Annotated in this window: 6 protein-coding genes; 5 read left to right on the forward strand and 1 reads right to left on the reverse strand. The window is 63.8% G+C overall.

The window, feature by feature from the left end; translation table 11 throughout:
• The 5 genes from EN818_RS14455 to EN818_RS14475 all read left to right on the forward strand — a co-directional run bounded on the left by EN818_RS14455 (position 1) and on the right by EN818_RS14475 (position 12661).
• Complete coding sequence (locus EN818_RS14455; protein ID WP_095808239.1) at positions 1-6054, forward strand: translocation/assembly module TamB domain-containing protein; 6054 nt, start codon at positions 1-3, stop codon at positions 6052-6054.
• A 265-nt stretch (positions 6055-6319) separates the two neighbouring features.
• Positions 6320-7972, forward strand: a complete 1653-nt coding sequence (locus EN818_RS14460; RefSeq protein ID WP_095808238.1) for an ABC transporter substrate-binding protein — start codon at positions 6320-6322, stop codon at positions 7970-7972.
• Between the two features lie 221 nt (positions 7973-8193).
• On the forward strand, positions 8194-9228 hold the full coding sequence (locus EN818_RS14465; RefSeq protein WP_095808237.1) for an ABC transporter permease: 1035 nt from the start codon (positions 8194-8196) through the stop codon (positions 9226-9228).
• 12 nt (positions 9229-9240) lie between these two features.
• Positions 9241-10398 carry an ABC transporter permease gene (locus EN818_RS14470; protein WP_095808236.1) on the forward strand — a complete coding sequence of 386 codons (1158 nt, stop codon included), beginning with the start codon at positions 9241-9243 and terminating at the stop codon, positions 10396-10398.
• A gap of 52 nt (positions 10399-10450) precedes the next feature.
• On the forward strand, positions 10451-12661 hold the full coding sequence (locus EN818_RS14475) for an ABC transporter ATP-binding protein (RefSeq protein ID WP_095808235.1): 2211 nt from the start codon (positions 10451-10453) through the stop codon (positions 12659-12661).
• A 33-nt stretch (positions 12662-12694) separates the two neighbouring features.
• Here EN818_RS14475 and EN818_RS14480 read toward each other — a convergent pair whose 3' ends face one another.
• Positions 12695-13285 carry a hypothetical protein gene (locus EN818_RS14480; RefSeq protein WP_095808234.1) on the reverse strand — a complete coding sequence of 197 codons (591 nt, stop codon included), beginning with the start codon at positions 13283-13285 and terminating at the stop codon, positions 12695-12697.
• Positions 13286-13404 lie beyond the last annotated feature (119 nt).

The raw sequence follows: 13404 nt of genomic DNA on the forward strand, positions 1-13404 counted from the left end.
ATGAAGATATTCTGGCGCATCCTTCGCTTATTCCTCTACACGCTGCTCCTGCTTGCGGTGGTGGCGGTCGGCGCGCTCGCGGTGCTGACCGGCACCGAGGGCGGCCGCCAGAATCTCGCCGGCATCATCTCGAGCATGGCCTCGAGCGAGGATCGCAAGGTCACCATCAACGGCATAGAAGGCATCTGGTCCGGTCAGCTCAGGCTCGACCATGTGGTGGTGGAGGATCGTGCCGGTCCCTGGCTGGTGGCGCGCAAGGTGGCGCTCGACTGGTCGCCGAGCGCGCTCTTGTCGCGCAACTTCGACGCCGAGCGGATCGCGGCCGAGCGCATCGAACTGGCACGGCTGCCGCAGGCAAGTCAGACGCCGTCACAAGCCGGCTCGACCAGCCTGCCGGTCTCGGTCGACGTCAAGCAGATCGACCTGCCCGAAATCGCGCTCGGGCAGGAACTCGCAGGCAGCGGCATTGCGGAACTTGCAGCCAAGGGCTCGCTCAAGGCCGATCCGTCGCCGCTGGCGGTCGACACGGTGCTCAACGTCACCCGTCACGACGGCAAGCAGGGCAATGTCGACGCCAAGATCCATTTCGCGCCGGCCGACAACAAGCTCGACGTCGACCTCAAGGCCTCGGAGCCCGCGGGCGGCATCATCGCCAACCTGCTCAAGCTGCCCGATGCGCCGCCGGTCGACATCGTCGTGTCGGGCACCGGGCCGCTCGCCAACTGGAGCGGCATCGGAACATTCGTCGTCGACCGGCAGATCGTCACCCAACTCACCGGCCGGCATCAGTCGAGCGACAAGGGCCACTATTTCGAAGCCAAGGGGGACGGCGAGTTCGAGCGCTTCCTGCCGGAGAAGTTCAAGTCGCTGTTTGCCGGCAAGACGAACTTCGATGTCGCCGCCATCGCGACCCCGACCGGCGGGGTGGACATCGAACGAGCCATCATTGAGAGCGACTCCGTGCACGGCACGGCCGCCGGCAATGTCGACCCGAAAGGCGCCAGCGACCTCTCGGTCGAGATCTCGGCCAAAGACAAGCCGTTCACTATCGATGTCGGCACCAGCGCGCAGCCGATCCTCGTCGCGGTCGAAAAGGCCACGGCGCGCGCCTTCGGCGACGGCAAGGCGCCGATGGTCGATCTCGGCGCCTCGCTGGTCTCGGTCGCCGTCGGCGGCACGCAGCTCAACAATGTGACTGGAACGATCCATTCCGACGGTTTCGATATCGAGAACCGCAGCGGCCCGGTCGGCGTCAAGCTCGCGGCGGCGGGCCTGACAACCGATGTGGCGACGCTGACGCCGCTGGTCACGGGCAAGCTCGCCGCAGATCTCTCCGGTTCGATCAGCAGCGAGACCGTGACCATCGATGAAGGCACGCTGCGCAGCGATGCGCTCAACGCATCTCTGACGGCCGGCGTCTCGCTCGCCGATCTTTCGATGACGCTGAAGATGAACGCCGACGCCGTGTCAAAAGCGCTGCCGCCGCAGATCAGCTCGCTGCTGGGCGAACGGGTCAGGTTCTCGGCTACGGCGACGCGCGATCCGCAAGGCGCGTTCGCGGCCAACGCGCTGGAACTCACCTCCGGCTCGCTCAGCGCCAGCGGCACCGCCAGCGCGCAAGGCTCGGACATCCAGGCCAACGTCAAGGGAACGCTGGGCGATGTCTCGACGCTGTCGTCGCTTGCCGGCACGCCGCTCGCCGGCGGGATCAATTTCGCGCTGACCGCAAGCGGCCCGCGCTGGGCGCCGGACTTCTCGGTTTCGGCGGACAGCGCCAGCCTGACGGCAGCCGGCCGCACGGTGAAGGACATCAAGCTGTCGGCGAAAGGCAAGGCCGACATCGCCAACCCCTCTGCCGACGTCGCCTTGACCGGCAGCGTCGAGGAGCAGTCGCTCGACATCAGGGCGTCGCTGGTGACCGCCGCCGGCAAGCGCTCGATCAAGGGGCTCAGCCTGTCGCTCGGCGACAACAAGGTTTCGGGAGATCTGGCGCTTGACGATCACTTCCTGCCGCTTGGCACGCTGACTCTTGCCGTACCCGACATTGCTCCGCTGGCGGCCCTCGGCGGCCAGTCGGCTACAGGCGACATCAATGGCACGATCGCTTTCGCCAAGGACGGCGAGGCTCCGACGCTGGCCATCAATGCGGCCAGCGGCTCGATCGCGCGCGGTGAGTTGGCGGCGAAGACGATCACCGTCAATGCGCTGATTGCCAACTATCTCAAGAGCCCGGCGATTGCGGGCACGATCAAGGCCGACAGCTTGACGTCCGGCGCGACGGTGATCAGCGGCATCGGCATCGATCTGAAGCGCGACGGCGACTGGACCAACTTTGCCGGCGGCGCGACGGTGTCGGGCATCCCGGCCACGGCCAGCGGGCGCGTGAAGATCGCCGATGGCAAGACCAGCATCGAGATCGCTTCGGGCGAGGCGACCCTGCGCGGCATCAAGGCGGCGATCGCCGAGCCTTCGAGCATCGCCATCGCCAACGGCGTGACCAGCATCGACAAGCTCTCGCTCAATCTGGGTGGGGGCTCCGCGACGGTCACCGGCAGCGCCGGCCCGACACTCGACCTGGCGGCCGGCTTCGCCAATCTGCCGGCAGCGGTTGCGAACAATTTCGTGCCAGGCCTCGAGGCTGCCGGAATCCTGAACGGCACGGCGCATGTCACGGGCGCATCGTCCAGGCCCGATATTCGCTTCGACGCAAAACTCACCGGGGCCGAGACCAGTCAGACCCGGCAGGCCGGACTCGGGCCGCTCAACCTCGATGCCGCGGGCACCTATACCTTGGCGGGCGGTGTAGCCTTGGACCACGCCACGCTTTCCGGCGACAAGATTTCAGGCAAGGCAGCCGGCACCATAAATCCAAATGGCGCCAGCGACTTTTCGCTCGACCTCGCGTCATCGGGACCCAGCCTTCCGCTGACCGTCGGCAGCGCCGAGAGCCCGGTCAGGATCGAAGTCCAGTCGTTGTCGGCAAAGATGGCGGGCCAAAGCACGCAAGCGCGCCTGGATGTTTCCGCCAATCTGCCGTCTATTGCAGCCAGCCAGGCCAAGGTGGATGGCCTCACACTGGTGCTGCATTCGGATGCGTTCGATATCGAGGGGCGCGCTGGTCCGGTTTCCGGCACGGTGTCGGTGGACAGGATCGCCCTCGACAATCCCATGATCGCGCCGCTGATTGCCGGCAAGGTTACGGCGAAGGTCGACGGGCGCTTGAGCAGCGATGCCGTCGCCGTCAACAGCGGCTCCCTCAAGAGCGATGCGCTCAACAGCCAAGTCGCCGGCCGAATATCGCTAGGCGACGGTGCCGTCGACCTCAATCTGAAGGCCGAGGTCATGTCTTCCGCCTTGCCAGCGGCCGTGCGCGGCGTGCTTGGCGAGCGCGCGCAGTTGAGCGCCGCGCTGAAGCGCGATGCCAGTGGCAATGTCAATGTCGAGGGCCTGAAGCTGAGTTCGGGCGCGCTGAGCGCCGACGGGCAGGCGAGCCTTGCCGGTGGCAAGCTCGCCGCCGACATCACCGGAGCGTTGAGCGACGTTTCGCCACTGTCGAAAGATGCCAAGGGTGCCGTTACCTTTGCCATGAATGCGCAAGGTCCCATCACCGCGCCCGACTTGTCTCTGACGGTCAACAGCGATCGCCTTACGGTCGCGGCGCGCGAGATCACCGGACTGAAGCTGACGGCGACCGGCAAGGCGGACGCCGCCAATCCGGCGGCCAATGTGCAACTGACGGGCAATGTCGCCGGGCAGCCGCTGCAAGGCAGCGCAGTGCTCGCGACCACCAACGGCAAGAGCGCGATCAACGGGCTGTTGCTGTCGCTGGGTCAGAACAAGATTTCCGGTGATCTCGCGCTGGATGAGGCGTTCGTGCCGGTCGGCAACGTCTCGCTCGACCTGCCTGATATCGGGCCGCTGGCGGCGCTGGCCCTGGAAAAGGCGGAAGGCGACGTGCGCGGCACGATCGCTTTCTCAAAAACCGGCAGCTCGGCCAATGTGGCGGTCAAGGCGAGCACGGCCGCGGTCCGGCGCGGCGACCTTGCCGCCAAGAACGTCACCGTCGACGCTCAGATCGCCAATTATCTGGCCGCGCCCGTTATCTCAGGCAAGGTTCGCGCTGAGAGCATTACCTCCGGTACAACCACAATCCGCGGCATCGATGTCGACCTGAAGCGAGACGGCGACTGGACCGGTTTCTCCGGCGGCGCCACCATCAAAGACATTCCCGCGAAGGCGACCGGCCGCGTGAAGGTGGTGAACGGCACGACGACGATCGAGCTCTCCTCCGGACAGGCGACGGTCCAGGGCATCAAGGCGGCCATTGCGCAGGCATCGACGGTGACCATCGCCAACGGCCAGACGACGCTCGACCGGTTGGTGCTCAACCTCGGCGGCGGCACGGCGAGCGCGACGGGCAAGGTCGGGCAGGCGCTCGACATCAACGCCACTTTGGCCAAGGTGCCGGCGTCGCTCGCCAACAGTTTCAAGCCTGGCCTCGATGCGGCCGGCGCGATCTCGGGCAACGTGAAAGTGTCCGGCGCGGCCGCCAGTCCGTCCATGGCCTTCAACATCACTGCGGCCGGGGTGCAGACGTCGCAGACGCGCGCCGCAGGGCTTGGCGGCCTGAACGTCTCGTCGACAGGAACCTTTGCCGGCAACAAGCTTGCCTTCAACGCCGACATCAGCGACGGCGCCGGACTCGGCCTGAAGGGTGGAGGCACCGTGATGACGGCCGGCACGCCGGCCCTGGTGCTCGACTTCAGCGGCAAAGTGCCGTTCAGCTTCCTCGCCGCGAAGCTTGCCGCGCAAGGGCTCGCGCTGAGCGGCACGGCCAATGTCAACGTGCAGGTGCGTGGTCATGCGTCCTCGCCCGTCATAGGCGGCACGGTCAGCACCTCGGGGGCCCGTTTCATCGACGCCCGCTCAGGGCTCGCGGTCAACGATATCGCCGCAGAGGTTTCGATCGGTTCCGGCGTCGCCAGGATCAACCGCCTGACCGGCACGCTGTCGACGCGCGGCAGCCTGTCGGCCAGCGGCACCGTCGGCATCAATCCGGCGCAAGGCTTCCCCGCCGACCTGTCGGTCAAGCTCACCGACGGGCGTTACACCGACGGCAGGGTGGTCACCGCCAATCTCGGCGGCGACCTGACCATCAAGGGGCCGCTCGCCTCGGCGCCGGTGATCGCCGGCACCATCAACCTGGGACGGACGGTTATCACCGTCCCCGACAAGCTGCCGGCGTCGCTCTCGGCGCTCGATGTCAAGCACAAGAACGCGCCCCGCGCCGTGCGCGCGCAGGACAAGGCGCTGCGCCCGGAGTCCGCCAGCGGCGGCGGCGGTGGCGGCGGCGGCCTCGTCCTCGACGTGACGGTCAATGCGCCGAACCAGATATTCATCCAGGGCAGGGGCGTCGACGCCGAGCTCGGCGGGTCGCTCAGGCTGACGGGCCCAGCATCGTCGCCGCAAGCAGTCGGCACCTTCACCCTGCAGCGCGGACGGCTGTCGATACTCGCCAAGCGCCTGACCTTCACTGAAGGCACGGTCGGATTTTCCGGCTCGCTGGTGCCTTACCTCAACCTGACGGCGACCACGACGACGAGCACCGCCACCGTCACCATCCTGGTCCAAGGCGAGGCGACCAATCCGAAGTTCAACTTCTCCTCGGTTCCGGCGCTGCCGGAGGACGAGGTGCTCGCGCAATTGATCTTCGGCCGCTCGATGTCCAATCTTTCGCCGCTGCAGATCGCGCAGCTGGCCGAGGCGGCCGCGCAACTGGCCGGCGTCGGCGGCTCGACGTCGCTGCTCGAGAACCTGCGCAGCGCCATCGGCGTCGACGACCTGGACGTGACCACGGACGAGAAGGGCGGCACCGCCGTCTCCGCCGGCAAATACCTCAACGACCGCACCTATGTGACGATCCAGAAGGGCGACAAGCCGGGTTCCGGCAAGGCGGCGATCGACCTCAATGTCGGGCGTGGCGTCAAGCTGCGCGGCGAGGCGACCGATGCTGGCGAAGCCAAAGGCGGCATCTTCTACGAACGCGAATACTGACGCCCCCACCGTGGCGCGCAGGCGACGAAGATCGGCGCTCGCGCATTCCGCGTTCCCTCGAATAGATTGATTTAATCGGGCGTCGATATTTGTCCGAAAACTGGTACGCAATAGCAATTTTGCGCCAGGGCTGTCGCTAACACGCGAACCGGCCTCATTCCAAAGTTGCACATTCGCCAACATGTTCTCAGTTCAAACCGTCTTTGACATCACGGTTTGGATGCGGAATGCTAAAAAGGCAAAAAGCCAACAATGGGAGTTAGTCATGGCAAGCTACAAGAGTAACGGTGATCGCGTCCCGGATCACATCCTGGCCCTGGCCGAAGAAGCCAAGGCAGGCAATGTCGACCGTCGCGAATTCCTCGCGCTCGCCAGCGTTTTTGGCGCATCGACGGCAATGGCTTACGGGCTGCTCGGTCTCGCCGATCCGACACCGGCACGGGCCGAGGACGTGCAGGGCAAGAAGGGCGGCGTCCTGAAGGTCGCGCAGTGGGTCAAGGATCCGAAGGATCCGCGCAAATCCGACTGGTCGGAAATCGCCAATGCCGAGCGCCAGGCGCTCGAACCGCTCGTCAAATACACGACCGAATACACGTTCCGTCCGTATCTGCTGGAAAGCTGGGATGTCAACGACGACGCCACCGAATACACGCTGCATGTTCGCAAGGGCGTGACCTGGACGAACGGCGACGCCTTCACGGCAGACGACGTCATATTCAATCTCAAGCGCTGGGCCGACAAAAAGGCCGAGGGCAACTCGATGCCCGGCCGTCTCGGCACTTTGGTCAAGGACGACAAGCTCGACGAGAGCGCCGTGACCAAGGTCGACGACATGACCATCAAGCTCAAGCTTGCCAAGCCTGACATCGCGCTGATCCCGAACATGTGCGACTATCCGGGTCTCATCGTCCATAAGAGCTTCGACGAGAAAGGCGGCGACTTCAAAGCCTGCCCGATCGGCACCGGTCCGTTCGAGCTCGTGTCTTACGATGTCGGCCAGAAGGTGGTTTACAAGCGCCGCGCCGACAACAAGTGGTGGGACGGCGAAGTGTTCCTCGATGGCGTCGAGTTCATCGACTACGGCACCGACCCGGCTGCCATGGTCAGCGCCTTCGAAGCGGGTGAAGTGCACACCAATTTCGAGACCTCGGCCGACTATGTGTCGATCCTCGACGGCATGGATCTGGTGAAGTCGGAAGTGGTGACGGCGTCGACGATCGTCTGCCGCACCAACGTCAACAACAAGCCTTACGACAACCAGAAGGTCCGCAACGCGTTGCAGCTCGCGGTCGACAACAATGTCGTTCTCCAGCTCGGCTACGGCAATGCCGGCACGGTGGCCGAGAACCATCATGTCTGCCAGATCCATCCGGAATATTACGAGCTTGCGAAGATCAAGCGTGACCCAGCCAAGGCCAAGGCCTTGATGGCTGAAGCCGGTCAGGCCGATTTCGAGCATGAGCTGATCTCGGTCGACGAGGACTGGCACAAGAACACCGGCGATGCGATCGCCGCGCAGCTGCGCGACGCCGGCATCAAGGTGAAGCGCACCGTTCTGCCGGGCTCGACGTTCTGGAACGACTGGACGAAATATCCGCTGTCGACGACCAACTGGAACATGCGGCCGCTGGGCGTGCAGGTTCTGGCGATCGGCTACCGCACCGGCGAGGCCTGGAACGAGACCGCTTGGTCGAACCCCGACTGGGACGCCAAGCTCAACGCCGCGCTCGCGGTCGCCGACGCGACCAAGCGCAAGGAGATGATGAAGGATATCGAGCAGATCCTGCAGGATTCCGGCATCATCATCCAGCCTTACTGGCGCAAGCTCTACAGCCACTCCGTGAAGGCGGTGCAGAACTACAAGATGCACCCGACCTTCGAGCGCGACTACGGCAAGGTCTGGCTCGACCAGGCGTGATCAAAAGCCAACGGACGAAGGGGCGATTCGGCCCCTTTGTCCCCCTCCTTGCCTGATCCGCGGCCGGAGAGCCGCTGCAGCTAAAAAGTTGCGGACTCCCGGACTTGGCTCGTGCAAAAATAGGGCGTCAGCATTCGATCGTCTGTTTGCCGGCCTTGCTCCGCCTCATGGCGGGCCGGACGGGCAAGCAGGCTCCCCCAACCCATCGGCAGGGGCCGGCCATGCTTTCTTTCATCCTGAGACGTCTCGGCACAATGGCTCTGACGATGCTGTGCCTGACCCTGATTGTCTTCTTCCTGATCAACCTCGATCCCAATCTGAAGAAGCTGGCGATCAGCCAGACCGAAATGCACACCTCCGCAGAGCAGCTCGAGAGCTGGCTGGTCGAGCATGGCTACCGGCAGAACTTCTTTGTGCGTTACGGTCAGTGGCTGGGCCTCCTGCCCAAGCAGCCGGCGACGGATCCGGCGACCGGGAAGCCGGCGCAGCGCTTCTCGTTCTGCAATGACCCCCTGGTGCCGACCTTCTCCGGCGTGCTGCAGGGCGATTTCGGCTGCTCGACCAAATTCAAGACGACAGTGGGCGCGAAGCTCTTTCCCGCGCTCAGCGCCACCGGGCTTCTGATGTTCTGGGTCCTCGCGGTGATGGTGCCGATCTCGTTGCTCGTCGGCATCCTTGCCGGCATGCGGGAGGGATCGCGGACCGACCGCACGCTGTCCGTTGCCTCGATCGCCTCGACGGCGACGCCTGAATATGTCTCGGGCGTCATCTTCACCGTCATCTTCGCGTCATGGCTGGGTTGGCTGAACGGATCGGCCGCCTCGGCCAGCCAGGGCCTCACCTTCTACAATTTCACCCTGCCGGTGATGACGCTAGCGATTTACGGCATCGGCTATATCGCGCGCATGACGCGCGCCTCGATGGTCGAGGTGATGACGCAGCAATATATCCGAACGGCGCGGCTCAAAGGGCTCTCCTTCAGCTCCGTCGTCGTCAAGCATGCGCTGCGCAACGCGCTGATCGCGCCGTTCACGGTCATCATGCTTCAGTTTCCCTGGCTGCTCACCGGCGTGGTCATCGTCGAGGTGATGTTCCGCTATCAGGGCTTCGGCTACACGCTGGTCGAGGCGGCCGGCAACAACGACATCGACCTTTTGCTCGGCTGCTCGCTGGTTTCGGTGTTCATCGTGCTGATCACGCAGTTGATCTCCGACGTCGGCTACGCATTCCTCAATCCGCGCATCAGAGTTCAATAGGGGACGAAGCGGATGCAGTTCGAATATATCGGCGCCTTCAATGTCGTGCTCGGCGTGCTGGGACGTTTCTGGCCTGTCTGGATAGCACTGGTCATCGTCATAGGGGCGAGCTTCGTCTACAAGAAGAAACTCGGCCTCTATGGACAGCTCTTCGACAGCGGCGTCGGCATCGCCGGCGTGGGCATCTGCCTGTTCTGGCTGTTCACCGCAATCTTCGCCTCGACGATCTCGCCCTTCGATCCGCTCTCCCAGGTGCCGATCATGAAGGACTCGCTGCCCGGCGCGATCGAGCCGGCATCGAAGCTCGTCTACTATTTCGGCGGCGACAAGCTGGCCCGCGACGTGTTCTCTCGCATGGTCTATGGCAGCCAGATCGTGCTGATCATCGCGCCGGCGGCAACCGGTTTCGCACTGATGGTCGGCATCACGCTCGGCCTGCCGGCCGGCTACTACGGCGGCAGGATCGATACGGTGCTTTCGTTCCTGGCCAATCTGGTGCTGGCCTTCCCGGTTATCCTGCTGTTCTACCTCCTGGTCACGCCAGGCATCATGGACACGCCGATCCCCTATGCGATGGCCGGGCTGTTCTTCCTGTTCCCGATCATCTTCTTCTGCGTGCTGTTCTGGACACGCTTCAAGAACCGGCCGGACCGCCTTTATATCCTGATGGGGGTGACGCTGGTCCTCGGCGGCTGGATCTATGCGGGCCTGGTGTTCGACAAGGATCCGCTGCGGATCGTCCATATCGATCCCAACCAGCTCAACATTTTCGTGGCGGTGGTGTTCGCATCGAGTCCCGGTGTGTTCCGCATCGTGCGCGGGCTGACCATGGACATCAAGACACGCGACTATGTGGCGGCAGCGCAGACGCGCGGTGAATCGCCCTGGTACATCATGCTTTGGGAGATACTGCCCAACGCACGCGGGCCGCTGATCGTCGATGCTTGCCTGCGTATCGGCTACACCACGATCCTGCTCGGCACGCTCGGCTATTTCGGCCTGGGCCTTGCGCCCGAGAGCCCGGACTGGGGCACCGCGATCAAGGATGCCAGCCGCCTGCTGCGCTCCTTCATCCATCCGGCGCTGCCGCCGACGATTGCGCTGATGTCGTTCGTGCTGGGACTGAACCTTTTGGCCGACTCTCTGCGTGAACAGTCGATGAAGGATTGACGGCGAGGTCTTTGGCCCTCGCCCGGAAAAGAACCAAGGATTGGAGCGACCCATGAACGAGGCAGTTCGAAATCCAGGCAAGCCAACCGATGGGCCGATCATCGAGATCGAGAACCTTTCGATTTCCTTCTTCACCCGCAAGGGCGAGATACCTGCGGTGATGGACTTTTCCTGCACGGTGATGCCCGGCGAGGCCATGGGCATTGTCGGCGAATCCGGCTGCGGCAAGTCGACCGTGTCGCTCGGCATCATGCGCGACCTCTCCAACATCGGAAAGATCGTGGGCGGACGAATCAAGTTCCAGGGCAAGGACATGGGCGAAATGTCCGACGAGGAGCTTCGCTCCATCCGCGGCAACAAGATCGCCATGATCTACCAGGAGCCGATGGCGAGCCTCAACCCGGCGATGAAGGTCGGCCAGCAGTTGATGGAAGTGCCGCTGATCCACGACAAGGTGTCGAAGGACGAGGCGTATAGCCGAGCGCTCGAAATGGTGCGGGCAGTGAAGCTGCCCGATCCGGAGCGTATGATGCGCTCCTATCCGCACCAGCTTTCCGGAGGCCAGCAGCAGCGCATCGTCATAGCCATGGCGCTGTTGTCGAAGCCGGCGCTGCTCCTGCTCGACGAGCCGACGACGGCGCTCGACGTCACGGTCGAGGCCGGCATCGTCGAACTGGTCAAGGGGCTGGGCGAGAAGTTCGGCACCTCGATGATCTTCGTGTCGCACAATCTCGGGCTTATCCTGGAGACCTGCGACAAGATCACGGTGATGTATTCCGGCGAAGCGGTCGAGACCGGCAAGATCGAGGATGTGTTCGACCGTATGCGTCATCCCTACACGCAGGGGCTGTTCCGCTCGATCCCGCTGCCCGGCGCCGACAAGAATTCGCGGCCGCTGATTTCGATTCCCGGGCAATTGCCGCTGCCGCATGAGCGGCCGAAGGGGTGCAATTTCGGGCCGCGCTGCCACCATTTCGTCGAGGGCGTCTGCAACGCCGCCGAAATTCCGATGATTGCGGTCGACGGGCACGAGGGCCATTTCTCGCGCTGCGTGCGCTTCAACGAGATCGATTGGGAAGCGCTGCCGCCCGGCGCCAAGAAGGTCAACGAAAAGGTCGAGCCCGGCGCGCCGGTGCTCAAGATCCAGGACCTGAAGAAATACTACAAGGTCGGCGGCAGCGAGGTGTTCGGCTCGAGCGAAGGCCGCGTCGTCAAGGCCAACGAAACGATTTCGTTCACGGCGCGCGAGTCGGAGACGGTTGCGATCGTCGGCGAATCCGGCTGCGGGAAGTCGACGCTTGCCAAGGTGTTGCTCGGACTGGAGACCGCAAGCTCGGGCACGGTGTCCCTGGCCAACAAGGAGATCCAGTCGACCGGCATCGAGGAACGCAGTGTCGACACGGTGTCGTCGATCCAGATGGTTTTCCAGAACCCGTTCGACACGCTGAATCCTAGCCACACGGTCGGATCGCAGATCATCCGCACGCTGGAGAAATTCAACGTCGGCAACACGGTTGCCGAGCGGCGCAAGCGCATGCTGGAACTGCTCGACCTGGTGAAGCTGCCGCGGGCGTTCGAGACGCGCAAGCCGCGCCAGCTCTCCGGTGGCCAGAAGCAGCGCATCGGCGTGGCGCGCGCCTTCGCCGGTGACGCCAAGGTGGTGGTGGCCGACGAGCCGGTCTCGGCGCTCGACGTCTCGGTCCAGGCGGCGGTGACCGAGCTGTTGATGGATATCCAGCGCAAGAACAAGACGACGATGCTGTTCATCAGCCACGATCTGTCGGTGGTGCGCTACATCGCCGACCGGGTCGTCGTCATGTATCTCGGCTATATCGTTGAGCAAGGCACGACGGACCAGATCTTCTCGCCGCCTTATCATCCCTATACGGAGGCGCTGCTGTCGGCGATCCCGATCGCCGACACCAGCGTGGTCAAGAAGCATATCGTGCTCGAAGGCGACATACCCTCGGCGATGAACCCGCCGACCGGTTGCCCGTTCCAGACGCGCTGCGGCTACAAGAGGCTGGTGCCGGACAATCTGTGCGAGACGAAGGTGCCGCCGGTGAAGAATCTCGGCGACGGTCACATGAGCCTTTGCTGGCTGTCGGACGATGTGCTGGCGAAGATGGAGCCGGTCATCAAGTTCGACAAGGAGCATGCCGCGCATGAGGGTGTGCCGGAGGATGCGCCGAACAGTGCAGGTCCGGGCTTCGCCGGTACGCCGCCGAAGCGTCCGAGCGGCAAGAGGCCGAAGCCGAACTAAGGGAGCAGCGCCAACGTCGGCTCCGCGCCCCGGTCAACTGCCGCACTGTTTTAGCTGCGCGGCGTAGTCGCGGGCCATCTGATCGGTGGCGCGCGCGTAGCTTTGCACGCCGGCGTCGCCGCGATTGCCACGGCTATAGGCGCTCCAGCCGAGATAATAGGCCAGGTAGAGGTTGTAGGTGTCGTTGCGGGCGACGCCGAGGGTGTCGGCGGTCTTGGAATGATACCAGCCGACGAAATCGATCGCGTCGGCAAAGCGAGAGCGACGCGCCGCCCAGTTGCCGCTCTCCATCTGATATTGCGACCAGGTGCCGTCGAGCGCCTGCGAATAGCCGACGGCGCTTGAGACGTGCTTCCACGGAATGAAGCCGAGCAGTTTGGTGCGCGGTGGCCGGGCGTTGCTCTTGAAGCCGGACTCCTTGCGTACAGTCGCCATCAGAACGGGAACGGGCACGCCGTATTTCCGCTCGGTGCGCTCGGCAGCAGCCTGCCAGTTGTCGAACCAGCCGTCGTTCTGATCGAAGACGGCACAGACATTGTTGATATGGCTTGGCGCTGTCGCGCAGGCGGAAAGCGCCAGCAGCACAGAGACGGCGACAATTTTACTAAAACTCGACCTACGCATTATCAGACGAATAGGCCGAAATCATAAAAGGAATCTTGCGCGGTTCCTTAATGCTCGCCATGGCGTCGAGAAAAATCCATTGTCGATATTCCGACCCGATGCGCCGCTTTTCTTGCCAT

Source organism: Mesorhizobium sp. M3A.F.Ca.ET.175.01.1.1 (assembly GCF_004791945.1).
Taxonomy (GTDB): Bacteria; Pseudomonadota; Alphaproteobacteria; order Rhizobiales; family Rhizobiaceae; genus Mesorhizobium.